This window comes from Exiguobacterium sp. s75, assembly GCF_018617145.1.
Taxonomy (GTDB): domain Bacteria; phylum Bacillota; class Bacilli; order Exiguobacteriales; family Exiguobacteriaceae; genus Exiguobacterium; species Exiguobacterium profundum.
On record NZ_JACSJQ010000001.1, the window covers coordinates 711135 to 734302 of the forward strand.

The 23168-nt window shown below is 46.9% G+C and carries 24 protein-coding genes and 1 tRNA gene; 14 read left to right on the forward strand and 11 right to left on the reverse strand.

The window, feature by feature from the left end; translation table 11 throughout:
- Positions 1–23 precede the first annotated feature (23 nt).
- The gene (locus KNO68_RS03640) at positions 24–1058 is read right to left on the reverse strand and encodes a PTS sugar transporter subunit IIC (protein ID WP_159562249.1); all 1035 of its coding nucleotides are present in this window, start codon (positions 1056–1058) and stop codon (positions 24–26) included.
- A gap of 259 nt (positions 1059–1317) precedes the next feature.
- Between KNO68_RS03640 and KNO68_RS03645 the strand changes: the two genes are divergently transcribed.
- Positions 1318–3981, forward strand: coding sequence for a cation-transporting P-type ATPase (locus tag KNO68_RS03645; RefSeq protein WP_078146853.1), 2664 nt, complete (start codon positions 1318–1320; stop codon positions 3979–3981).
- Between the two features lie 60 nt (positions 3982–4041).
- Positions 4042–4170, forward strand: coding sequence for a hypothetical protein (locus KNO68_RS15000; RefSeq protein ID WP_256363520.1), 129 nt, complete (start codon positions 4042–4044; stop codon positions 4168–4170).
- Between the two features lie 63 nt (positions 4171–4233).
- Here the strand turns inward: KNO68_RS15000 and KNO68_RS03650 are convergent, their stop codons facing one another.
- The 3 genes from KNO68_RS03650 to KNO68_RS03660 all read right to left on the reverse strand — a co-directional run bounded on the left by KNO68_RS03650 (position 4234) and on the right by KNO68_RS03660 (position 5651).
- Positions 4234–4506 carry a hypothetical protein gene (locus KNO68_RS03650; protein ID WP_078146854.1) on the reverse strand — a complete coding sequence of 91 codons (273 nt, stop codon included), beginning with the start codon at positions 4504–4506 and terminating at the stop codon, positions 4234–4236.
- 62 nt (positions 4507–4568) lie between these two features.
- Complete coding sequence (locus KNO68_RS03655; RefSeq protein ID WP_078146855.1) at positions 4569–5210, reverse strand: hypothetical protein; 642 nt, start codon at positions 5208–5210, stop codon at positions 4569–4571.
- An 84-nt stretch (positions 5211–5294) separates the two neighbouring features.
- The gene (locus tag KNO68_RS03660; protein ID WP_012726233.1) at positions 5295–5651 is read right to left on the reverse strand and encodes a PilZ domain-containing protein; all 357 of its coding nucleotides are present in this window, start codon (positions 5649–5651) and stop codon (positions 5295–5297) included.
- A 147-nt stretch (positions 5652–5798) separates the two neighbouring features.
- On the opposite strand from KNO68_RS03660, the gene KNO68_RS03665 reads away from it, so the two are divergent.
- Entirely contained in the window at positions 5799–6047 is a 249-nt protein-coding gene (locus KNO68_RS03665; protein WP_078146856.1) for a hypothetical protein, read from the forward strand.
- Between the two features lie 38 nt (positions 6048–6085).
- Here the strand turns inward: KNO68_RS03665 and KNO68_RS03670 are convergent, their stop codons facing one another.
- The 5 genes from KNO68_RS03670 to KNO68_RS03690 all read right to left on the reverse strand — a co-directional run bounded on the left by KNO68_RS03670 (position 6086) and on the right by KNO68_RS03690 (position 10955).
- Entirely contained in the window at positions 6086–6781 is a 696-nt protein-coding gene (locus KNO68_RS03670; RefSeq protein ID WP_214688788.1) for a queuosine precursor transporter, read from the reverse strand.
- Between the two features lie 320 nt (positions 6782–7101).
- Positions 7102–7172 (reverse strand) — tRNA-Thr (locus KNO68_RS03675).
- Between the two features lie 107 nt (positions 7173–7279).
- Positions 7280–9673 (reverse strand): immune inhibitor A domain-containing protein, encoded by a 2394-nt coding sequence (locus tag KNO68_RS03680; protein WP_214688787.1) that lies wholly within the window; start codon positions 9671–9673, stop codon positions 7280–7282.
- Between the two features lie 138 nt (positions 9674–9811).
- Positions 9812–10603, reverse strand: a complete 792-nt coding sequence (locus KNO68_RS03685; RefSeq protein WP_078146859.1) for a class I SAM-dependent methyltransferase — start codon at positions 10601–10603, stop codon at positions 9812–9814.
- A gap of 40 nt (positions 10604–10643) precedes the next feature.
- Positions 10644–10955, reverse strand: a complete 312-nt coding sequence (locus KNO68_RS03690; RefSeq protein ID WP_012726238.1) for a hypothetical protein — start codon at positions 10953–10955, stop codon at positions 10644–10646.
- Positions 10956–11137: 182 nt separating this feature from the next.
- On the opposite strand from KNO68_RS03690, the gene KNO68_RS03695 reads away from it, so the two are divergent.
- From KNO68_RS03695 to KNO68_RS03725, 7 genes are all read left to right on the forward strand, one after another.
- Positions 11138–12001, forward strand: coding sequence for a cation diffusion facilitator family transporter (locus tag KNO68_RS03695; RefSeq protein WP_214734205.1), 864 nt, complete (start codon positions 11138–11140; stop codon positions 11999–12001).
- Between the two features lie 87 nt (positions 12002–12088).
- Positions 12089–12565 (forward strand): N-acetyltransferase, encoded by a 477-nt coding sequence (locus tag KNO68_RS03700; protein ID WP_214684347.1) that lies wholly within the window; start codon positions 12089–12091, stop codon positions 12563–12565.
- Between the two features lie 47 nt (positions 12566–12612).
- Entirely contained in the window at positions 12613–13602 is a 990-nt protein-coding gene (locus KNO68_RS03705; protein ID WP_214688785.1) for a LacI family DNA-binding transcriptional regulator, read from the forward strand.
- A gap of 108 nt (positions 13603–13710) precedes the next feature.
- A complete protein-coding gene (locus KNO68_RS03710; RefSeq protein ID WP_214684345.1) occupies positions 13711–14649 on the forward strand; it encodes a carbohydrate kinase family protein in 939 nt (312 codons plus the stop codon).
- A 2-nt stretch (positions 14650–14651) separates the two neighbouring features.
- Complete coding sequence (locus tag KNO68_RS03715; RefSeq protein WP_078146864.1) at positions 14652–16082, forward strand: sucrose-specific PTS transporter subunit IIBC; 1431 nt, start codon at positions 14652–14654, stop codon at positions 16080–16082.
- 19 nt (positions 16083–16101) lie between these two features.
- Positions 16102–17520, forward strand: a complete 1419-nt coding sequence (locus KNO68_RS03720) for a glycoside hydrolase family 32 protein (RefSeq protein WP_215112053.1) — start codon at positions 16102–16104, stop codon at positions 17518–17520.
- Positions 17521–17621: 101 nt separating this feature from the next.
- The gene (locus KNO68_RS03725; RefSeq protein ID WP_215112054.1) at positions 17622–18035 is read left to right on the forward strand and encodes a YhfM domain-containing protein; all 414 of its coding nucleotides are present in this window, start codon (positions 17622–17624) and stop codon (positions 18033–18035) included.
- A gap of 23 nt (positions 18036–18058) precedes the next feature.
- On the opposite strand, the gene KNO68_RS03730 is transcribed toward KNO68_RS03725, so the two are convergent.
- A complete protein-coding gene (locus KNO68_RS03730; protein WP_215112055.1) occupies positions 18059–18904 on the reverse strand; it encodes an alpha/beta fold hydrolase in 846 nt (281 codons plus the stop codon).
- A 116-nt stretch (positions 18905–19020) separates the two neighbouring features.
- Here KNO68_RS03730 and KNO68_RS03735 point away from each other — a divergent pair, with 116 nt between their 5' ends.
- From KNO68_RS03735 to KNO68_RS03750, 4 genes are all read left to right on the forward strand, one after another.
- On the forward strand, positions 19021–20028 hold the full coding sequence (locus tag KNO68_RS03735; protein WP_215112056.1) for a helix-turn-helix transcriptional regulator: 1008 nt from the start codon (positions 19021–19023) through the stop codon (positions 20026–20028).
- 200 nt (positions 20029–20228) lie between these two features.
- Positions 20229–21089, forward strand: a complete 861-nt coding sequence (locus KNO68_RS03740; RefSeq protein ID WP_215112057.1) for a metal-dependent hydrolase — start codon at positions 20229–20231, stop codon at positions 21087–21089.
- A gap of 8 nt (positions 21090–21097) precedes the next feature.
- Positions 21098–21862, forward strand: a complete 765-nt coding sequence (locus tag KNO68_RS03745) for a DUF817 domain-containing protein (protein WP_074037060.1) — start codon at positions 21098–21100, stop codon at positions 21860–21862.
- Between the two features lie 85 nt (positions 21863–21947).
- The gene (locus tag KNO68_RS03750; RefSeq protein WP_215112058.1) at positions 21948–22373 is read left to right on the forward strand and encodes a hypothetical protein; all 426 of its coding nucleotides are present in this window, start codon (positions 21948–21950) and stop codon (positions 22371–22373) included.
- A 306-nt stretch (positions 22374–22679) separates the two neighbouring features.
- On the opposite strand, the gene KNO68_RS03755 is transcribed toward KNO68_RS03750, so the two are convergent.
- A complete protein-coding gene (locus tag KNO68_RS03755; protein ID WP_215112059.1) occupies positions 22680–22979 on the reverse strand; it encodes a hypothetical protein in 300 nt (99 codons plus the stop codon).
- Positions 22980–23168 lie beyond the last annotated feature (189 nt).

Here is a 23168-nt window from a genome sequence, read left to right on the forward strand (position 1 = left end):
TCGAGCGTGCATCGATTTTTTAATTAGGCCGCATCTTCTTCTGTCGATTCGACTTTTTCCGTATGACGGACAATCGGGAAATTTTTGAACAAACGGCTTCCGATCAAGCCGAAACCGATCCCAAGGATGAATAGCACGACGGCTGTGAAGGTGACCGTTTGCCAATCGTTGAAACCATACATGACTAGAAGTCCCGGAATCCCGGCTGCCGAACCTGGCGCATCGTTGATCATACCGGTCATGGCGACAATCAATCCGGCGATGGCTCCACCGACAAAGTTGACACTGTAAATCGGAATCGGGTTAGCAGAAATGAGGTCAGCTTGCGTCAACGGTTCGATGGCGACAGAGAGTTGATCTTTCTTTGTTCCGATTTTCAATTGACGGAACAACAAGTAATTCATTGAGATGGACGCGGTCAACGCGAGCGCGGCAATCGCCATCGGGACCCCGGTCAAACCGAGCATCGCCGTCAAGGCCATCGAACTGAGAGGCGACGTTGATACGACCGTGACGATCCCTCCTAAGACGAGACCCATGACGACCGGATTTTGTGTTGCTGCCAGTTCGATGACAGCTCCAATCTGTTCAAGTGTGTTTGTCACGAGTGGGTCTACCCCTGTCGCGACGAGACGGGCGAGCGGTGCCATCACGATGACGTAGAAAATCATATCGACGCCGGTCGGCAGATAGCGATTGATTCGAGTGCCAGCCAAAGCCAAAAGATATCCTGCAAAAAAGCCAGGAAGGATTCCGAATCCCGATACAGACAACCCGATCATCAAACTATAGACGGGGTTGATTCCAAGTGCGATGGCGACAAGAGCCGCAGCGGCAGGACCTGACAAAGCGCCAGCCGCTTGACCTACTTCTTCATAAAGAGGAAGTGGCAGCAATCCGCCGATTGCATACGCGTTGAACGCTTCGACGAGGAAACTCGCGATTGCAGCACCGGCCAATGCTCCCATCGCCTTCATTCCAAAAGGCGCCTTATAACTAAATAATGTGAACAAGGCGAGGATGAGCAGTAAAAGTGCGATTCCTTGAATAATGACCATAAACTCTTCCTTCTTTCTATCTCTATTTATTCATAATTTATTCTATATTCATGCATAGAAAGACTTCTGTAAAGCCATATTCAAAAGAAAAATTAAAATTGAACAATGATACCGGTTACAATTAGAAATTCCAAACCAAGAAAGCGTTTTCTTTGAAAAATGACATCAATTCTACAAGTTTGCACGTGTCGAGCCGCATGAGATTGGGAACAGATAGGGGAAAGACTTTTCAAAAAGTATTGGTCGAGGAGGATGAATTATGCAGAAGGAAGACAGACCGTGGCATGCGCTCGAAGTAGATGAGGTGCGAACCCATGTGGAGACTGATCTTGAATCAGGTCTTACAACAGAAAGTGTCACAAGTCGTCAAGACGAATTCGGCAAAAACGTATTGCCGGAGAAAGAGAAAACCCCTGAAATTATAAAATTTCTAAGACAATTCAATGATGTTCTCGTGTACGTCTTGTTAGCGGCTGCCGTCGTCACAGGATTCTTAGGGGAGTACATCGATACGATCGTCATCGTTTTAGTCGTCACGATTATCGGCGTCGTCGGATATCTTCAAGAGAACAAGGCCGAAGAGGCGCTAGAAGGAATCAAAAAATTGTTAGAAACAAAGGCGACCGTCGTTCGAAACGGCAAGCAATCCGAAATCGACTCGAGTGACCTGGTCGTCGGGGATGTGCTTGTGCTTGCTGCCGGTGATAAAGTGCCGGCCGATGCCCGTGTCGTGCAAGCCGAAAAGTTTAAGGTCGAGGAATCGGCCTTAACGGGAGAGGCGACGACTGTCGAGAAAAAATCAGACGTCGTGAAAGAAGAATCGGTGTTGGCCGACCGGAAAAACATGGTGTACTCAGGAACGAGTGTCGCGACGGGAAGTGCAAAAGCTATCGTGACAGCCATCGGTGAAGGGACGGAGCTCGGCCAAATCAACGCTTCAATCTCAGAAGTGCAGACCGTCAAAACCCCTCTGATTCGACAGACGACCAAGTTTGGTCAAACGGTGTCCATCGCCATCTTGATCATCTCCGTCGTGATTTATGCGTTCGGCTACTTTTTACGGGATTATGAGCCGGTCGAATTGATGCTGACGACAATCGGTCTTGCCGTTGCGGCAATTCCTGAAGGATTGCCTGCCGTCATCTCCATCATTTTGGCGCTCGGTGTACGAAATATGGCCGAACAAAAAGCGATTGTGCGAAGTCTACCATCTGTCGAAACGCTTGGTGCTGTATCTGTCATTTGTACGGATAAAACAGGTACATTGACAAAGAATGAGATGACCGTCAAACAAATCGTGACAGCGAACCATGATATCGAAGTCTCGGGTAGCGGATATGCTCCGAATGGAGATCTCGAATTGAATGGTCAACCGTTTGACTTGGACGATGACGAGTCGATGATCGACCTGTTAACCGTTGGGAAAACATGTAACGATGCGCAGTTGAATGAAGAAGACGGGGACTGGGTCATTAACGGTGATCCAACCGAGGCTTGTCTGTTGACCGTCGCTGAGAAGGCCGAGCGCCCGATCGAACGTTTAAAAGTCATTTCGAAGATCCCGTTCGATTCTGAATATAAATACATGGCGACGCTCGTCGATTACAAAGGAGAGCGAATGATTTTCGTCAAAGGTGCCCCGGACCGACTCTTTGATATGGCATTGTCTGAAGACTTTAAACAAGACTATTGGGATGAAAAACGAAAAGAGATCGCAGACCGCGGTCAACGCGTTCTCGGTGCAGGCTTGAAACGTGTCGACAGTTCAAAAGCGTCAATCGACCATGAAGATGTTGAAGATGGTCTAACTTTCCTCGGATTGTTCGGAATCGTCGATCCACCTCGACAAGAAGCCATCGATGCGGTCGCCGCGTGTCGTGATGCTGGGATTCGAATTAAAATGATCACGGGAGACCATAAAGATACCGCTGTCGCGATTGCAAAAGAACTGGGCATGGAAGTGGAAGGCGCCCTCGAAGGTCGTGAATTGACAGATATGACAGATGAAGAAATCAAAGAGGCTTCCGTTCATAACGATGTATTCGCACGGACCAGCCCTAACGACAAGCTTCGTCTCGTCAAAGGATTGCAAGAGAACGGTCTGATTACATCGATGACAGGAGATGGTGTGAACGACGCACCTGCCTTAAAACGTGCTGACATTGGTGTGGCAATGGGGATTAAAGGGACGGAAGTAGCGAAAGAAGCATCTCAGATGGTTCTTGTCGATGACAACTTCAAAACGATCTATAACGCCGTACGAGAAGGACGACGGGTGTACGATAACCTGAAGAAAACCATTCTCTTCTTGCTTCCGACAAACGGAGGTCAAGCGTTGCTTGTGGCAATGAGCATCTTGCTCGGAGCGGCTGCACCGCTCAGTCCTGTGCAGATTTTATGGGTCAACATGGTTGTCGCGATTACTCTCTCTTTAGCAATCGCTTTCGAACCACTCGAAGAGAGTACGATGAAACGACCGCCACGTCCGGCCAATGTGCCGCTACTCAGCCGATACTATATTTTCCGCGTCACCTTCGTTTCAATTATTATCGGGGGCGGTAGTTTATGGATCAACTATATGCTCGGAGATTTCGACTACTCGACCGAGAAATTACAAACGATTACCTTGAATGCCATCGTCATGGCCCAGCTCTTCCACTTGTACAACTGCCGTACGGAGTTGGCACCTGCATTCAACCGACATTTCTTTGACAATAAGATTGCGTTTCTCGTATCGGCCTTACTCATTGCCCTACAATTGTTCATCACGTACGTACCGTTTATGCACACGTTATTCGGTACCGCTCCATTAACGTGGGAAGATTGGATTTATCCAGTGGCATTTGGTGCCGTCGTCTTTATCATTGTTGAAATTGAGAAGGCGATCTCCAGACGTGTCATCGGCAACCGGAATATACACTGATACGTTTCATTCATGTGAAAAAAGGTTAAACAAGTGGAGTAAACATGAAGGAGGGATACGATGAAGCGTGACGAATCACAACCAGGGGTTCACCCGGATCCGCTACCGGATGATGAATCGAACCCGGCGAAAAAACCGGCTCCGACACAGCATCCTGACCCTGATCCAGAGGAAGAATCGAACGAATAAAGCGTGTAACAGGTAAAAGATCCTCCTAGCTGAAATAAGCTAGGAGGATCTTTTTGAGTTGGTTTATGATGTTGACTTTACAGAGCGGCTATTTTGTAGCCGATTGAATGATTTCTCGTTCATATGTTCCGTGATGACAAAATCACCGACTGGGCATTCCCATTTCCCTTTTTCGACAACACATTCGCGCAATGTCACTTGGTCATCGTATAAATCTAGTTCCAATGTGTCTTTCAAAAATTGATCGACTTTTTGGTTTGGAACTTTTACATATTCATTGAATTCGAGCTCTTCATTCTTGACAGTCACGTAAGAAGTGACTTGGAAATAACGCATGTGATGGTCTCCTTCATTAAAAACTAACTTCTAGTATAGCCGTTTCTGATGAAAACGGGTACTCAATGTTTCATTTCAGCACGTTCACGCTTCGGAGGTGCTTCGTTGAACGGTTTTTGATGGCGAATCATGAGCCAAAAAATGAGACCGAACAACGGGATGTAAGGGAGCGGCCATAAGCTCATCTTATAGCGTTTCGCGTCCCGATTCATTAACGTAATTTGAATGAATGCCAACAAAAAGAAATCGACGGTCATCGTTCGAACAAATTGATTGTTCTCCACATAGGACCAGTATTCTGCAACATTTCCAGTATTGGCTGCAGCGATGAACAACCCGATTGTCACCAGTAAAAGCACAACGCCGAGGATACGGGTCGGCAGCGGTTTGACCGGGGTCGGATAAGGTGACTGTCTCGCAAAAGCCAAATAAGGAGCGAGTAGAAATCCCCCAACGAAAAAACTGGTGACAGCGGCGATGAGTGGATTCGGTTTGAGCTGATTCACTTCTGACCAAAGAAGTGGAAACATCGCCAGGGGAAACACCCCTAAGATACTAAAGAGCGATAGAGAATAGCCTTCGTACGCCTCGGTATTATAAGTCACAAAATCGAGAAGAAAGCGTCCGTCGAACGGGACATTTGGACCGATGACGGCGAATGCAATTGCCAGTCCCCAAGGAATCAATAAGAATTTTCTTGTCATACGAACACCTCGTCAATGGTTGATAGTTGTAGTATACCCTCTTTTGGAGACACGAAAAAATGAGAAGATGCCTGACGCATGTTCTCATTTATTTTCACGTGCATACGTTTTAATCATCGTGACGAGTTGCTGAGTTTCGTCAGCTTTCACATCAAGCATGATTCCATAATCATACAGCGAGCCCGTTTGGCCACGGTGTCTGACATGTCCCATGAGTTCGATCGGTTGAAGTGTCGGAACGAGGTCGAAAAGAAAATGGACCTGTAAATCATCAGAGAGCGGGAAGAGGTAGTCCGAACGCAATTTTAATCCATGAGAACTCACATTGAGGAGCAATCCTTCCCCATCATAGAGTTCTTTTTCTTCCCATACAAGTCGATAAGGGATGGTACGGGGATTCGGTAGGATATAGCGGAACGTCTCCTGGCGGCGATAACGCATCAATTCACCCCATTTCTTTACTTCTTTTATCGGCAAAATTGAATTTAAAATGAAGTGGAAGATTGTATAAAATTATAGTGTACTCGCTTTACAAATTTGAAAGCGCTTTCTATAATGGATGTACGATTTGAATAGGGAGGAGATCAGATGAATGTCCATGATTTACTCCGACGTTACTCGATTCAAACACCAGTCATCTATGAAAAAAAACGTAACGGGGAGTGGGTTAAACTCGAGCGCTTACCTGCTTATACCATTCTTGAAGTCGAAACGAACGATCATACCATCGAGGCGGTCGCGATTGATGCATTCAAAGCGATTACCGTCTGTCGAGAGTCGGCGTCGATTGAAGAAGCCCGTCCGTATGCTGTGCGTATCCTGATTGAACGACCATAAGAAAAGCCGTAACTTCATGTTGAAGTTACGGCTTTTCTTTATGCTGCATCCTGTTCGGTTTCGTCTTGTGGATTTGTTCGTTTTGCGTAATACATAAACGGTGTCGCCATCCAAGCGATCACAAACTTTGCCACGTATGTCGTGATAAAGATGTTCCACCAAATGTCCCATTCCATTCCCCAGAATGCGATGATGCAGAACGTGAATGTATCAATCAGTTGAGATAAGACGGTCGAACCTGTCGTACGAAGCCAAAGCTTCTTCTCGCCCGTTTTTGCACGGATCTTTGAATAGACGAAGACATCGAACAATTGAGAGACCAAATAGGCAGCAAGGCTACCGAGTGTGATCAATGGCAGCATCGAGAAGAGTGCCTCGAAGCTTTCATGCATGAACAGTGCCTCTTCAAACGGCTCATATAAAAGTGCATATTGCATGAGTACCGTTGAGACGATCAAGATGAAAAATCCGAGCCATACGCCTTTACGGGCAGCCACTCGCCCATGTTTTTCGTTCAAAATATCGGTTGCCAAGTAGAGCGAACCGTAAACGATGTTACCGAGCGTGAAAATATATCCGCCAATTACAATCTGTTGCGTGACTTGGATGTTTGCTACGACCGAAGCCATCGCAATCCAAGCATATAAGCCGACTCGTCCGAATAACTTGTAACTGAGGACGAGTAGTCCGAGTGTAAGGATGGCAGAAGGAATCCATAACCATTCGTTTAGCATGAATCATGCTCCTTCCTCTAACTATTCAATGATTTCAACTTTTCAAGTTTATAGAGGAACGGAAATGATGTCAAGGAGAGGGGGGAGGTCCACTCAGGTAAACACCGTAAAATTATAAAACCCTCTTCTATATCAAAAGTGCTTCTGGAAACTCCCTGCTAAGTGCAATCGTTCGACAAATTGATAACCGATTCGACAAAGTGGTGCTCACGACACAGAAAAATGGAAACTGTGCAATTTCTGTGCAATGACAAAAAAGAAAGCACCTCCTGTCATAAACAGGAAGTGCTCTGAACCGCTTGGTTGAGCGGTATTGTTGATGCCTCCGACGAGAATCGAACTCGTGCTGCAGCATTACCATTGCTGAGGTCTGCCACTAACCTACAGAGGCGTTATACCAACTATGTTACACAGATTATTCGTCATTTTCAAGCTTTTTTAGAATAATAAGACCTCCAATCTTCGATAGAGGAAGACTGGAGGTCGAATGCTACATGTTTATTTTGTACGGATCCAAACGGCACCTGCAGAGTTGTCTTTCGCTTCACCGACTACGTCAATGACGAGACCGTATTGCGGAAGTTTGCGTCCTGCATCTGGAATGAGCGAGTTGATGTAAGAGTTTGCATCATTGAACTGCTTCACGCCAGGCTGTGCTTTGTAATCGTACACGCCACGACTCGGTGAATCGATATACCAAGCGAGCGTCTTATCGAGACTGAATGCCGCATCAGCAATTTGGTAACGTGTGCTACCTGCGACTGTCTGTTGACCGTTCAAGTTACCGATCAGCGCTTGTGGATGTGAATCGACGACACCGAGGAATCCTTCACCAGGGTGAACACCGACCCAGTTATCTGTGAACGAGTCATCACCATACCACACGACAAGACCAGTGTTGTATTTCACGCCGCGGCCGTTGAGAAGACCCATATCCGACCCAGCGTGGTTACGCCATTCGAGGTAGTAATAGTGTGGTTTTGAATCGTATCCGTCTGAAGAGACGAATCCATCGAGCGTCACGGCTTCAGCGCCTTCTGCATCATCTGCGAAGAGTGTTGCGGATTCTGATTTGATTGACAAGTTGTCGACTGCGAAGCCTTTCATAGCGACGCCGCCGTCTGTCACGTATTCAAAGACGATTTGAACATCTTGACCAGCGAATTGTGAGAGGTCGTATGATTTGTTGACCCATGCACCGTTCGTCGTCTCAGCAGGGTAGCCCGCTTCGTTTGCGCCGTTGACGTCGTCACCGAATACATCGAGAACGACTTCTTGACCACCGCTGAGGGCTTTGATGTACAAGTAATCATAGTCCGATTCGACTTCATAGAATGAATCGAATGCGAGGACTCCGTCCGCACCAAGTTTCACAGCTGGTGTTGCCATCTCAGTATGGATGTCGTCACCTTTTGTCGAGTAATAGTAGCGATCGCCATAAACTGGTTCGATTCCTTTAATCTTCTTATCAGGAAGGTTGACTTTGACGATGCCTGGGTTGTTTGATTTCGTCACAGATTGGTCGAGTTGTGCGACGAACCCTTGAGAGTTGAGGTCTTCAAGGTCGACTTCTGTGATGTTTGCCCAGTTTCCACCCATGATTTTTTGGAAGTATTCTTTGTTTTGTGGTGAGAAGCTTGTTGGCTCCGTACCTGCGACTTTACCGGCCCAGCTACCGCCACTCATGATTGACCATGATTGAATCGGTTCGCCTTGACCTGTGTACTGCGTATCGTACTCATCTGGAAGACCGAGGTCATGTCCGAATTCGTGTGCGAAAACGCCGACCGCACCATCTTCTGGTTGAATCGTGTAATCGTACGCAGCCATTTTTCCGCCCCAGTAAGGAACTGCAGCTTCTGTATTGGCTACTGGGTAAACACCATCAAGAACCCAGCGATGTGACCATACCGCATCGTCACCGAGCGCACCGCCACCCGCTTCTTGGCCAGTCCCAGCGTGGATGATCATCAAGTGGTCAACGAGACCGTCCGGCTCATTGAAGTCACCGTCTCCATCCAAATCGTATAGATCGTATTGGTCATGTTCTTTCAAATCGATTCCAGATGCGACCGCAGCATTCAACGCATCTTTGACGAGTTGACGTGGTCCCGGTCCGACGTTATCATGTCCGCCATCGCCTTTGTCCGCACCGTAGTCTTTTGCGGTTCCCGGAACGGTCAACCACTCCGAAACCTCACCATCGACAGTATAACTTCCGCCTGATTGTTCTTCATAGTATTGTTTGAACGTTTGAACCTTTTCACCGTTAAAGAGTTCAAATTGTTGATCACCGAACATATACTTTTCATAATGTTCTTTACTGAAGTTATCGCTGTACATATAGCCCGGCTCTTGGATGATGTTATTGTGTTTGAAATCGCTGTACTCGACGAGGAGAACGAGGACTTTATCTTCACGTACCGAACCGTTGTATGCAGATTGCCGGGCAGGAGAAACCTTCACTTGACCGTTCGGTTTCCCTTTACGGTAATTTCCTTGCCCTTTTTTCGCTTTATCAAGAATTCGTTTTGATTCCTTTTCGAATTGAGTATGTATCTTCTCTTTTGCTTTTGAAGCCTTCTCGTTCACTTTGTCGTCGTGCTTATGTGGATCTTTCGCTTCACCTTGCTTTTTCGAGATATATGCATCGACTGCTTTCATGCGTTCAGATGCAGACAAACCTTTTTTGATGACGCCGCGTTTCTCGAGAGCTTTCGCGAGACGCTCTTCATCGATGATGTTGTGGTCGAACGGAGCGAGCTCGCTCGTTGTCGGTACCGATGGCGCAACCGAGAGGGGAGCGGCACCAGCTGCCGGAACGATACTGACTGTCATGGCAGATGTCATGAGAGCCGCTAGAGTCGTTCGACGGATGGAACGTTTTTTCATTTGTATGAACCTCCTGTTAAAAAATAATGGGAAAATGTGTGAGCTTGATGTAAATGTACTCTTTGTGTCTGATTAATGTCAATATTCAGAAAATAATAAACGAAAAAGGAGTCTAAAGACCTATTTAGTTCAATTTGACTAAATAGACTTAGACTCAAGGTCGATATATCCGTAATGGAACTTCGACGTTTTACGTTTTATGTGAGCGAAACCGTACCGTTCAAAGGTATCGCTCTCAAAATGCGCCTTCAAGACAATTCGTTTCTTGGCTACTCGTGTTGCTTCGGTAATCAATTCTTGCGTGAGAGGGGAAGTGTCGGCGATTGTGCGAAGTGGGTTCAGATGAACCGATTCTGAAATCGTCTTTTCAAACATCGGATCAAAGTAGATACAATCAAACGAATTTTCCGCACACGTTTTCAAATAGTCAAGAGAGTTGGAGTGAACGACCTCAATGCGTCGCATCGCCTCATTGACCTGCTCATCTTTTTCGACCCATACGGACATGCCTTCTCGGACGAGTTGTGCCGTAATGAATTGACTCTCAAGGCCAATTACTTTACCGTTTGAACCGGCGACATGGCTCATGACGATACTGTCCGAGCCGAGTCCGAGTGTACAATCTAGAATATGATCACCCGGAGTTGCTTGCATGGCGTCAATGAGTGGATCTGATCCACCTCGGCTCAGTTGCTTCACCCGAAAGACGGAGCTCGATGGGTGGAAAAAGAACGGTTCTGTACTATGCAGAGGTGTGAACTCGACACGTCGTTTATCAAATACAAGTACATCTCGTTGATGACGTTTCTTCAACTCGTCGATGGAAAGTTTGCGCCGGTCGACAAATTTCATCTTGTATTCTGTGGCATGCGTATGCGCTCGAGATAAGACATCATCTGTCGGACGTAAACAAGTGGTTACAATATACATGATTCGGGCTCCTTCATAAAAAATGAGACGCAGGTGCGTCTCATTTTTTCTTGCTGAGTAAGTCTGATAATTCATCGATGAGTGCTTTATGAGAAGCGAGTTCTTTCTTCTTCTCGTCGTTCACGTTCATCGGACGTTTTGAACGGCTTTGTAGCGCTTCAAGCGTTTCATCGATTGACGATTTCAACGTATCGCGTTCTTCAGGTTTCAAAGATACTTCGTGCGGATTTTCACCAGAAGCATCTAATTCGCGGAGACGTGCCATCAATTGCTTTGCCTCGCGATTCAAATCGATTAACAATCTGTCAATTTGTTCCAGTCGTAATTTGATCCCATCACGTTCTGTAAACATCTGTTTCACCTCTTTTTGCGGTTTAACCCTAAGGTCTCTTCCTGTTTACTTTACCATAAAATTTGTTAAACGAAACTACCGGGAATATATTCCATTTATTTTGGCTGTAAGAAACATTGTTTCTCTATCCCCACACGAAGTTCACCTGCTATACTAACTGAGCTAATTAAGGAGGTGGGCGGATGGAAACAACAAATCATCCACCAAAAGCGCTCAAAGGAGCGATTGTGTCGATTACGGCATATTTGATCTTATCTATACTAAAGGTATTCTTCGGATACTTATATGAATCTGAGGCGGTCCTAGCCGATGGATTCAACAATACGACGGATATAATTGCATCAGTCGCGGTCTATATTGGCATTCGGGTGGCTGCATTGCCACGGGATGCCGAGCATAAATATGGTCATGCGAAGATGGAGACGATCTCTGCACTCATCGCTTCATTGATTATGATTGGGGTCGGTATTTTCGTCTTCTTTAACAGTCTGTCGAATTTAATCGGGGGCGAGTATACAGAGCCGAACCCGTTGGCGGCGGTCGTCGCCTTCGTCAGTGCGCTCGTCATGTTCGGGGTGTATCGGTTCAACTTGAACCTCGCGAAGAAGACAAAGTCATTGGCACTTAAGGCGGCAGCGAAAGACAATTTGGCCGATGCGATGATTTCAGTCGGAGCCACGCTTGGTGTGCTATTTGCTTATTTTCAACTGTCTTGGATGGACACGGTCTTAGCAATTGTGATTGCCGGCATGATCATCCGGACAGCGATCCAAATCTTTTTAGATGCCACCCATCAGCTTTCTGACGGGTTCCCTCCGCACCTCGTCGAGTCCTATGAGGAGACGATTGAACAATTTGAGCGGGTGAAAGAAGTTCGGGAAATCAAAGGGCGTCATCTAGGGAATCACGTGATGCTCGACGTGACGATTGCAGTCGATGGCGATTTGACCGTGGACGCGGCCCATGAATTATGTGATGACATCGAACGGAAATTAGATGAACAGCATGCGGTCGATTCGGTGCATATTCATATCGAACCGATTTGACGTTCGGTTATCTTTTGCGCTTCATGAAGGGATTCGTTTATAATAAGCGCAGACAGATATTGAACTACTAGTTAAGGAGGGCACGGGATGAACATCGTGCGTCAACCTATTCGCCAGATTGATGAGATTGAATATGAACATTTTCAGAAGTATGGAGAAAACGCATATGGCGTTTCTGCTGAAGAGTTGAAAGGGATTCTCGAAGAAATGGGGTCCGAGCAACTTTATCACGCAGAAGAGCATAGTTATGGAGAAGACTTCTATTACGACTTGATGGTCGATGACAAACTGGTCGGTAAAGTCTTGTTACTCAAGCTTGCCCGCGTATACCAACTCGACCTGATGGTGTTCGATGCGTACAAAAACAAAGGATATGCGACGGAAGGTTTGCGACTTGCCTTACTGGACTCAAAATTGATGGATGGACAAACAGTCCGGGCTGGCATCCCACCGACGAGCCCACATCAACAAGAGATGCATCATATTCTCATTCAGAACGGGTTCGAAAAGCGGAACGGTTTGTATTACTTAAATTTCAAGAAACGATATGTGGTAAACCATTAAGCTGACGGCGTCTCGCACGTCAGCTTTTTTCATATGGAGGGGTAAGGATGAAGCAAGTCACCATTAAAGACATTGCGGAGCTCGCTGGTGTCGCCAAAAGTACGGTCTCACGCTATCTGAACGGTGGATCGGTCGGAAAGGCAACAAGGGAAAAACTCGACCGGGTCATTCGAGATACGAACTATGAGCCGAATCAGTTCGCTCAAAGTCTCAAGTCGAAACAGACGAAGATGATTGGGGTCATCGTTCCACGGCTTGATTCGTATGCCGCCTCACGGACGATGATGGGGATTGATGAACAGCTCACGGAACGAGGATATCAAATGCTCGTCGTCAATACAGCACAACAGACGGAACGAGAAATCGAACAGCTATATAATTTGGCCAAACAAAAAGTTGCTGGAATCATCTGGCTCGGGACGACGGTCACGGAACGTCATCTTGAGGCGATTGAGGCGATTCAAATCCCGGTCTTGTTGATTGGTCAGCAACATGACAATGTCCATAGTCTCGTCTATCCTGACTATGATGCGGCCTATGCGCTCGGTAAACAGTTCACGGAGTGGGGTCATCGAAACGTGGTCTATGTCGGGGTGTATGAATCGGATATCGCGGTCGGTCAAGCACGCCGTGACGGATTTTTGCGGGCGTTTCAAGAGTCGGAGGCAAATGTCAAAGTCATTCAAACGACGTTTAAGATTGAGGATGCCATTCCAATCGGTGAACAGTTGGCGGATAATGTTGGCTCTGTTTCCTTAATCGTTTGTGCGACCGACAACATTGCCTTAGGCGTCCTGAAAGGATTAGCGAATCAAGGGGTCTCTGTCCCAAGAGATGTCTCTGTCAGTGGATTTGGAGGATATGATTTCACGGAAGTCCTGCATCCATCCATCACGACGGTACACCTTCCTTATCGCCGAACTGGTGCGAAAGCTGCCGACATGATGCTACAGCTGTTGCAAGGTGAACACGTTTCAATGAAAACGTTCACAATTTTTGAACTAAAAGTGCGCGAAAGCGTTGACAAGTTAAATTAAATCGTTTACATTTGTGTTGTGGAACCGGTTCCGCAACATTTTTTTATTCTAAAATGGAACCGGTACCAATTGTATAAAGAACTCATATGATTTATGGAGGTGGACGATATGAACACCGTACATTGTATCGGCGAATTATTGATTGATTGGGTATGCGAGGATGCGTCTAGCGATCTCGTGAACGGGACGACGTTCGTCAAGAAGGCGGGAGGCGCACCTGCGAATGTCGCGGCAGTCGTCAGTAAGCACGGGGGGCAATCTAGTTTCCTCGGACAGGTTGGAGATGACCCGTTTGGTCTCTTCTTGAAACAGACGTTGGTCGAAAACGGCGTCCGAACAGAAAACCTTGTGGAGTCTGGAGACACGACGTTCGCATTCGTATCGATTCAAGAGGACGGAGAGCGGGACTTCACATTCCGTCGCGGAAGTGACGGGGAGTATGCCTTCGAGTCGATCGACTTATCGGTGATCGAGTCAGGGGACATCATTCATTTCGGCTCGGCGACAGCACTACTTGATGGAAAATTGAAAGACGCGTACTTCAAGTTATTGCAATTTGCAAAGCGGGATGGCTTGTTTATCTCGTTCGACCCGAACTATCGAGATGCATTGATCACGGACCTCGAGCAATTTAAACAAGATGCAAGACACTTCATCGCGGAATCGGACTTCATTAAACTGAGCGAAGAAGAAGCATACTTGTTAACCGGAGAAGAACAACTAGAAGACGCTGTTCGTGCACTGCTTGAATTAGGGGCAAAACAGATTGCCATCACACTAGGGTCTCGTGGGACGTTGATTGCGACAAGCACGCATCATGAAATCGTTCCTTCAATCTCAATCGACAGTATCGATTCGACGGGAGCGGGAGATGCGTTCGTCGGAGCTTACTTATATCGGTTGGCAACACTCGGGTTTGACCCGGAGCGCTTACGTTCCGACATTGAATATGCGAACGTAACGGGTGCATTGACATGTACAGCTTATGGCGCCATTCCAGCAATTCCATCACGACAACTTGTGAATGAAACGTTAGGAGGGAAATGAAGATGGATTACAAAAAAGAAGCAGCATCGATCCTAGAGGCGATTGGTGGGAAAGAAAACGTTGCGGCAGCCGCGCACTGTGCGACTCGCCTTCGACTCGTATTGAACGATGAGTCAAAGGTCGATGAGAAAGCACTCGAACAACTTGATGTGGTTAAGGGAACATTCTCTACAGGCGGACAATATCAAATCATCATCGGACAAGGTACGGTCAACAAGGTCTATGCGGAATTTTCACAATTGACTGGCCTTGGAGACATGTCGACGACAGACGTGAAGTCAGCCGGAGCGAAAAAAATGAACCCGCTCCAACAGTTCGTCAAAATGTTATCGGATATCTTCGTTCCAATCATCCCGGCCATCGTCGCCGGCGGTCTCTTGATGGGAATCAACAACTTATTGACGGCACCGGATTTGTTCTTTGATGGACGTTCGTTGATTGACCAGTATCCAGGCATGGCCGACCTCGCAGCGATGATCAATACGTTCGCAAACGCCGCCTTCGTCTTCCTTCCTGTACTCATAGGGTTCTCCGCAGCCAAACGGTTCGGTGGTAACCCGTACCTAGGTGCAGCGCTCGGGATGATCATGGTCCACCCGGACTTGATCAATGCATACGCTCAGGCAAGTGTTGAAGAGATTCCGGTTTGGAACATTTTCGGACTCGAGATTGAGAAGTTAGGATACCAAGGACAAGTCTTACCAGTCCTCGTCTCGACGTATATTTTATCGAAGCTTGAAATTAACATTCGGAAGTTTATGCCGGCGTCACTAGATATCTTGCTTACGCCATTGCTCTCACTCCTCTTCACAGCGTTCATCACGTTCGCTTTCGTCGGACCGATCACTCGTGAAGCAGGGAACTTGATCATTGATGGGTTGGTATGGACGTACGATTCACTCGGGTTCGTCGGTGGCTTGATCATGGGTCTTCTCTACGCTCCAATCGTTATCACGGGGATGCACCATAGCTTCATCGCAATTGAGACACAACTTCTCGCCGATATCGCTGAAACAGGGGGATCGTTCATCTTCCCGATTGCTGCGATGTCAAACGTTGCACAAGGGGCTGCTACCCTTGCCGTCTTCTTCTTGACTGCTGATAAGAAGATGAAAGGTGTCGCCTCAGCATCAGGAATCTCTGCATTACTTGGAATCACAGAGCCTGCCATGTTCGGGGTCAACTTAAAACTTCGTTATCCATTCATCGCAGCCATCGTTGGTTCAGCCGTTGCGTCTGCATTCATCGTTGGAAACGACGTATTGGCAGTAGCGCTCGGTGCTGCCGGATTACCAGGTATTATTTCAATCGCACCGGGTTCGATCATCTCGTATATCATTGGTATGGCGATCGCATTCGCCGTGACATTCGGATTGACATTCATCCTTGCGAAACGACAAGCAAAAAAAGAAGCGGTCAAACAAGCCGCGTAACGAAAAAGGAAGTGACACTATGAATTGGACGAAGGCCGAACGTTATCGTTCACTCCGTGACGTGAGCGCCCTCGAAATGGAGGTGCTCCGTGCAAAGACGGCCGCATCCCCGTGGCGGTTTGGGTACCACATCCAGCCGCCGACGGGCCTCCTCAATGACCCGAACGGCTTCGCATATTACGATGGAGAGTACCATCTATTCTATCAATGGTTCCCGCTCGGACCAGTTCACGGTCTCAAACATTGGTATCATGTCAGTTCGAAAAATCTCGTCCATTGGACCGACCGCGGGGTGGCGTTAGTCCCTGAAACGAAGGAGGATTCCCACGGTGCCTATTCTGGAAGTGGGTTCGTCGTAAACGACACCCTTCACGTCATGTATACCGGGAATCATCGTACGGACGATTGGACGCGTCACGCCTCGCAAATTATCGGTGTCTTACGTGACGGGATGATCGAGCGGCGCAACGTGGCCATTCCGGATATTCCGGCCGGTTACACGGAACATTTCCGCGATCCGAAAGTATGGGAAGAAGATGGATCATATTATGCGATTGTCGGTGCACAGCGAACGGATGAGACAGGATGTGTCGTCTTATATCGTTCGACCGACTTGAATGATTGGACGTTTTTAGGTGAAGTGAAGACGGAGCTCGAGCAGTTCGGTTACATGTGGGAATGTCCTGACGTGTTTGAACTGAATGGAAGGCATGTCCTCATTTTTTCTCCGCAAGGGATTGAGCCTGAAGGTCATCGCTATCACAACATCTATCAATCTGGATACGTCACAGGCACTCTTGATTTAGAGACGCTCGTCTTCACGCACGAGTCGTTTGAAGAGCTCGACTTCGGTTTCGACTTTTACGCCCCGCAATCGACGGAGCATGACGGTCGTCGCATTCTAGTCGGCTGGATGGGCCTACCGGAGATTGAATATCCGACAGACCGGTACGGCTGGGCACATGCGTTGACGCTTCCTCGAGAACTCTCGCTTGAAGATGGCGTATTGAAACAACGCCCAGTCCTAGAAATGAAACAACTCCGACAAGACCAGTTTGTCAACGAATCCGGGACACGGCTTGACGTGATCTCACCCGAACGTTTTGAATTGGAACTGTCGACAGCTGGAGAAGACTTCAAACTTGAACTGTTGAAGACAGAAGATGAGTCGCTCGTGATTCGGTACGAGAAAGATACAAACGAATTGACCATCGATCGGACAAACGCGGGTGAACCGTTCGCGACGGAGTTTGGGACGACCCGGACAAAAGTGATTGAGGTCACGTCCCTTCAGCTGTATGTCGACTCGTCGAGTGTCGAATGTTTCGTCAACGACGGTGACGCCGTGGCAACCCTTCGCGTCTTCCCGAGTGAGGGTGAGAAACGGGTCCGCTACGTCGGAGACGAGGCAAGTTTAGTCGGTTGGAAATATGTATGAATGTAAAAGCTGAGCGTTTGCTCGGCTTTTTAATTTTTCCAAATGTTGAAACCGTTTCGATTGGATCTACGTATAGATGAAGAGAAGAGAGAGGTGAGAGAATGAATCAAATGATGAAGTGGGTTGATGCGATTCGAACGATTACCGCACCATTTGGAGATCCGATTGGAGAAATTGAGAATGAAGAAGTTGAACGCGTGATGGTGGCGGAGTCAACGGTGCGCGGAATAATGAATCCAGAAGTGAAGTTAGAGTTTCATGAATTGAGCCAGGTGCGGGTGTTCGCGGAAATGCTACGAAGTTCAGAAGAAATCGAAGATATCGAAATTGATGTGGCACCCGATTTTGATCTCTTGCTGCAATTTAAAGGTGGAAAGCAAGAACGCTATCAGCTGTGGCTCGGTCAACCGAACCGTCCGAGTGTCATCACGCATCTTGAGCGAACGGATGTTGTCTGGCGACTACCGGAACATACGACGAATCAATTGATTGATGCCCTCGGGTTAGATACGTAAAAAAGCACCTCTTTTTGAGATGCTTACGAGTTGAATCGGATAAACCGTTCGATTTGTCGCTCTGATTTTCTCGCTTGTCGTCCGACCCAAATGAGGTGTCCTGGGCTGTTCAGGATTGTTAACTGAGCATGCGGGATCAATCGCTTCGCGTAATGCGCATGACGAACGGGGACGGCCTTGTCATTTTTTGAATGGACGATGTAGGTCGGGCAGGTGACACCGAGTAAGACCTCACTTGAGACACGTTGTTTTAAATCGAACTGTGCGCCAAGTCCAAACGCCATCTGATTCGCGACACGTTTTAGGAGGAAGATGTCATAGGGTGATACCTCTTCTCGAATCGTCTCGAGTGCCAACACACTCGTCGATTGAATCATACGGGCCGTCGCTTCGAATGGATGTTTTTGAATGGCACGAGCGATGAACTGTTTCATGATGTATTGAAGGGCGATGAATGCCGGCTGGACGATATTTCGACTGATCGTGTCCCGATACGGGAAATCGACGACACTCGTTACGGCGGCAGCGAGTGTCAAGCTGAGTACACGCTGATTCTGTGAAGCGAGCTCGATGGCGGTCGGTCCTCCGGCAGAGATGCCATAGACATGATATCGATCAATATCTAGCATTTGCATCAAGTGATGGAGTTGTGTCGCAAACGCTTGAGGCGATGCTGAAAAAGTGTAGGGAGTTTCTCCATATCCAGGCCGAGATGGGACAATGACCCGGAAACCGGACAAAACGAGTTGGTCCACATGGTATGGTTCTAGACTCGAGGATTGGGTCCCATGAATCAGTACGATGACGGGACCGTGACCACGGTCTATATATTCGATTTTTGAGCCGTTGACGTGTGCATAATATTTCACTAGAGATGGCGCCTCCTTAAACAGTTTGTAATGGAAAATACCTTTATTTCGTGGAAATAAAATGATAATGTCTGTTTATACATAATTTAGATAGAGAAACGAAAGGGGATAGAACCGTGAATAATCGAGAGCGGTTACTTGAAGTTCGACGTTTCTTCGAACGTTACACGGACGAAGCGAATCCAAAGACACTAGAAGATTTGCTCGAGTACTTGTCAACGATAGGAGATACTTCTAAGTTAGCAAAAAAATCGGTGAAAGACGATATCCAGGCACTGAATAATTCGGGGTTTGAAGTGCAGGATGAATTGGAGAAGAATGGTCTCGCCAAAAAGTATTGGCATTCGGCCCGCTTATTTGAGATTCATGAACTCCGGATGATGGTCGATGCGATTGTCGCAGCGAAATTTATCTCGGAAGACGTGACCGAGGAAATTGTAGAGAAACTTCAAATGCTGACGAGTATCCCTGAAGCGAAGACGCTACAATCGATCATCAAGACGCCGAAGAAAAAACATGGACACATTCCTTACCATATCGATCGTATCCAACGGGCCATTCATGAACGGAAAGCCATCTCGTTCCAATATACAGACGTCGTCGGATTCGATGTGACGAAACGAACGTTCCCGCTCCGCCGTGACGGAGAGCGATACGTCGTTAATCCGATCGATTTGCATTGGAATCACGAGCAGTACTACTTGATCGGGATCGACGAATCAATCGGAGAGGTGCGGAACTACCGGGTTGACCGCATCGTCAACTCGGAGATCGTGGAAGATGGCACCATTCGTCCGAAGCATCATTTACCTGATGATTACTATCAAAAATCATTCAATATGTATAACGGATCTGATGAACAAATCGTTTTGTCCGTCGACGAACGCGTTCTCCCGGTCATCTTTGACAAGTTAGGGGAAGACGTTTCTGTTTCTGAACATGGAGAACGCTTCCTCATCCGTTTCGATGCGGCCGTTTCTGACGGATTTATTTACTGGTTGCTCTCTTTAGGGTCACAGGTAGAAGTGGTTGAACCGTTCACGCTTCGTAATCATATGAAAGCAACGATTGAGAAGATGGCAATTACTTATGAATATACAAGCATTCATTCATCCATCGAGTAAGCAGATGTGCTATACTGCTTGCGACACTAGATGAAGGGGGACAGGCGGATGTTGAATTGGATGCCATTGATCATTCCGATTGTCGCTGTCATTTTCGTAACGATCGTCGCAAGGCGCGCCATGAAAATGGATAAAGAGAATTAATAAGAAGAGACATCGTCCAGGACTGGGAGGTGTCTCTTTCGCTATGGAGGTAGAACGTGGATACGATTACACATACGTTATTCGGTTTGACGCTATACGGTGCAGCCGATAAACGGGATTTACAACAACATGAAAAACGAGCCTTGTTCGTCACGACACTCGTCGGGAGCCAAATCCCGGACAGTGATGTAATTTCACGGCTATGGGACACGGAAGGCATGTATCAGATGTGGCATCGCGGCATCACCCACTCGATTTTTCTCGTCCCACTCTTTGCCTTGCTCATCTACATACTCGTTCGCCTCCTCTTTCGCGTGACGGACATTCGCTATTTTTGGTGGGCACTGTTGTCTGTCTTCATACACAACACATCTGACTTGTTCAATGCATGGGGAACGGGCTACTTCGAACCGATCTCGGACGTGAGGATCACATTTGGTGTGATTCCGATTGTCGATTTTGTCTATTGGGGAATCTTCTTGGTCGCCTGGCTCGTCACACGTAAACAAGAAGTCCGGTATAAGACGTATCGGTATGCATGGGCTGCCCTCGTTCTTTATGTCGCGCTTCAAAGTGCGCAGGGCGCCTATTTATATCAGTCTTATTCAAAGGAATATGACGAAGTGGCGCTCTCGGCTTCATTTATCCCGACTCAGTTCACGGTCATTACGAAGACTGATGAGGACGTATCGCTCTTTCAAGATTCGATATATCAAGAAGCGACCTTGCAATACGAATTGACGAGTGCCGAAAAGGCGAGTCTTGAACCATTGTTTGAAGTGAATCAAGAGGCACGCACATTGACCAAATGGTCGCCGTTCGTCGTCATCGTGGCAAACGAAGAACGGCTCGGCGTCTTTGACCCGCGGTTTTATGATGGCGAATCCTCATTTTTATATGAATACATCGAAAGGTAGGACAACGGATGGGACGTATACGTTATCTCTTTATCTTCGCTTACGAACAGGCACTTAGTTGTATCTTTCCGGTCGCCATCTTCGGAGCGCTTGCCGTCACAAAGTTTGTAGAGTTACCACTCCCACGATATGACGTTTTACTCATCTGGTGTTTGTTCGTTCAAGTCGTCCTTGTGAAGACGGGGCTCGAGACGATGGAAGAAGTGAAGGTCATCAGCTGGTTCCATGTCATCGGTCTTGGACTTGAATTATTCAAGGTGCAGATGGGGTCATGGAGTTATCCGGATGAGGCGTTCACAAAAGTGTGGGGTGTCCCGCTCTATGCCGGATTTATGTATGCGAGCGTTGGTAGTTACGTCGTCCAGGCATGGCGTCGTCTCGATTTACGATTTACGAAGATGCCGCACCCAATCATCGCCTTCGGACTTGGCATCGCCATTTACTTCAACTTTTTTTGGCACCATGTTTGGTTAGACCTACGGTGGCTGTTGATTGCATTCATCTTTTTGGCGTTCGGTCGCTCGGTTGTCTCGTATAAACTCGACGATCGACGATTTGAGATGCCGGTCGTCCTGTCATTCTTCTTGATTGCCTGCTTTATCTGGCTCGCTGAAAATATTGTCACGTTCTACAACGGCTGGGCGTATCCGGACCAATTGAACGGTTGGGCCATCGTTGATTTAGGAAAACTGTCGTCCTGGTTCCTACTCGTCATCATCAGTATCCTCCTTGTCGCTTGGCAAAAGCGAAAATTGGAGTATGAATTACCTTAAACTCGACATGTGTCGAGTTTTTTTGTGAGCGGACACGAATCCTTTTTTGAAGAAAGTCGTAATGTAAAACGAGGTGATTCGGTTGTTGGAAATTGTACTCACTTGGTTCATTGGATTATTGTGTTTAGGATCTCTTGTCATCTACTGGAGAGAGTGGTGGAAGACACGCAATCGTGTGAAATTAGGAAAAGTCTTTCTCGCTGTTTTCGCATCAGTTGCTATACTTGGAATGGCCGGGATGGAGACGTACGACCGTATGACGACGAATTACATCGTCGAGACAGGAGAATGTTACGTCGTGAATGATCAGTCCTCGAAGGGTTCATCGAACGTGACGTTATGGTTCGGCGAGCGGGCATACGGCTTCAAGGAAATTCCGGATGTTGCGTATGGTCCGGGACAACTATTTTCATGTCGTGCGACGATGACGAAGCAGATGCAATCAGGAATCGATTATGAGTTGCGCTCACTTGACGGTGAGCTATTATACTCAACTCGTTCAGATGATTGATTGCGTGAAACTCAAAAACAAAACGTGTTCAAAGCTAATTTTATAGCTTTGAACACGTTTTACTATGATTGACTTCTGTACGTATGCCATAAAAACAACATCATGACGATAAAACCCAGACCTCCGACTAAATTGGTTATGAACAAGATATAATGAGACGATAAGAAACGGAGTATGGCCTGCCATATCAAAGACAGTGAAATTACGACAAAAATGAAAACACCAAATGGATTAGCGAGAATCGCAATAAGTTTATGATTCATTGTCATGCACCAAATGACCGGAATTTCTTGAACGTCCTACCAATCATTTCGATTCCTTCATCCTGTTTCGTTTTCTCTCTAAAAAGATTGGAAGGATATTCATAAAGATTGCCGCAATCGTCAAGAACCACAGTGCACGCGACATACCAGGTACGACATCCGTTATGGCACCCCAGTCCTTAGCTTCTACCCACATGTTTAGCAAGCTATATTCTGCGCATAACGTCAGCGCTGTCAAGGATAAGGCGATTGCCATTGTCAGTTTATAATCCTTCTCCATCATAAAGACAGTCAAATTAATAAGCGTTGCCCCAATCGCCGCCAATCCAAAAATAATCCACATGCTTCAACCTCCTAAATATTTCTACAAATTCATTATAGCATACATCATTATCCATAATGATTTCTGAAAATTGTTTCTATTCACATAATAAATGTGCTAGAATCAGTGGAAAGTGTCTTTGGATATTATTCCCTTTAGAAAATGAACAATCAACCGGACATCCTTTTACACTTTTCATTGAGATATGTC

Coding starts and splice junctions, on each gene's coding strand:
- KNO68_RS03755 (WP_215112059.1), bottom strand. CDS start 22,979: ATGTGGATTATTTTTGGATTGGCGGCGATTGGGGCAACGCTTATTAAT.
- KNO68_RS03655 (WP_078146855.1), bottom strand. CDS start 5,210: ATGACAAGAAAATTCTTATTGATTCCTTGGGGACTGGCAATTGCATTC.
- KNO68_RS15000 (WP_256363520.1), top strand. CDS start 4,042: ATGAAGCGTGACGAATCACAACCAGGGGTTCACCCGGATCCGCTACCG.
- KNO68_RS03705 (WP_214688785.1), top strand. CDS start 12,613: ATGAAGCAAGTCACCATTAAAGACATTGCGGAGCTCGCTGGTGTCGCC.
- KNO68_RS03715 (WP_078146864.1), top strand. CDS start 14,652: ATGGATTACAAAAAAGAAGCAGCATCGATCCTAGAGGCGATTGGTGGG.
- KNO68_RS03685 (WP_078146859.1), bottom strand. CDS start 10,603: ATGTATATTGTAACCACTTGTTTACGTCCGACAGATGATGTCTTATCT.
- KNO68_RS03665 (WP_078146856.1), top strand. CDS start 5,799: ATGAATGTCCATGATTTACTCCGACGTTACTCGATTCAAACACCAGTC.
- KNO68_RS03725 (WP_215112054.1), top strand. CDS start 17,622: ATGAATCAAATGATGAAGTGGGTTGATGCGATTCGAACGATTACCGCA.
- KNO68_RS03695 (WP_214734205.1), top strand. CDS start 11,138: ATGGAAACAACAAATCATCCACCAAAAGCGCTCAAAGGAGCGATTGTG.
- KNO68_RS03660 (WP_012726233.1), bottom strand. CDS start 5,651: ATGCGTTATCGCCGCCAGGAGACGTTCCGCTATATCCTACCGAATCCC.
- KNO68_RS03640 (WP_159562249.1), bottom strand. CDS start 1,058: ATGGTCATTATTCAAGGAATCGCACTTTTACTGCTCATCCTCGCCTTG.
- KNO68_RS03650 (WP_078146854.1), bottom strand. CDS start 4,506: ATGCGTTATTTCCAAGTCACTTCTTACGTGACTGTCAAGAATGAAGAG.
- KNO68_RS03680 (WP_214688787.1), bottom strand. CDS start 9,673: ATGAAAAAACGTTCCATCCGTCGAACGACTCTAGCGGCTCTCATGACA.
- KNO68_RS03720 (WP_215112053.1), top strand. CDS start 16,102: ATGAATTGGACGAAGGCCGAACGTTATCGTTCACTCCGTGACGTGAGC.
- KNO68_RS03690 (WP_012726238.1), bottom strand. CDS start 10,955: ATGTTTACAGAACGTGATGGGATCAAATTACGACTGGAACAAATTGAC.
- KNO68_RS03700 (WP_214684347.1), top strand. CDS start 12,089: ATGAACATCGTGCGTCAACCTATTCGCCAGATTGATGAGATTGAATAT.
- KNO68_RS03710 (WP_214684345.1), top strand. CDS start 13,711: ATGAACACCGTACATTGTATCGGCGAATTATTGATTGATTGGGTATGC.
- KNO68_RS03645 (WP_078146853.1), top strand. CDS start 1,318: ATGCAGAAGGAAGACAGACCGTGGCATGCGCTCGAAGTAGATGAGGTG.
- KNO68_RS03745 (WP_074037060.1), top strand. CDS start 21,098: ATGGGACGTATACGTTATCTCTTTATCTTCGCTTACGAACAGGCACTT.
- KNO68_RS03670 (WP_214688788.1), bottom strand. CDS start 6,781: ATGCTAAACGAATGGTTATGGATTCCTTCTGCCATCCTTACACTCGGA.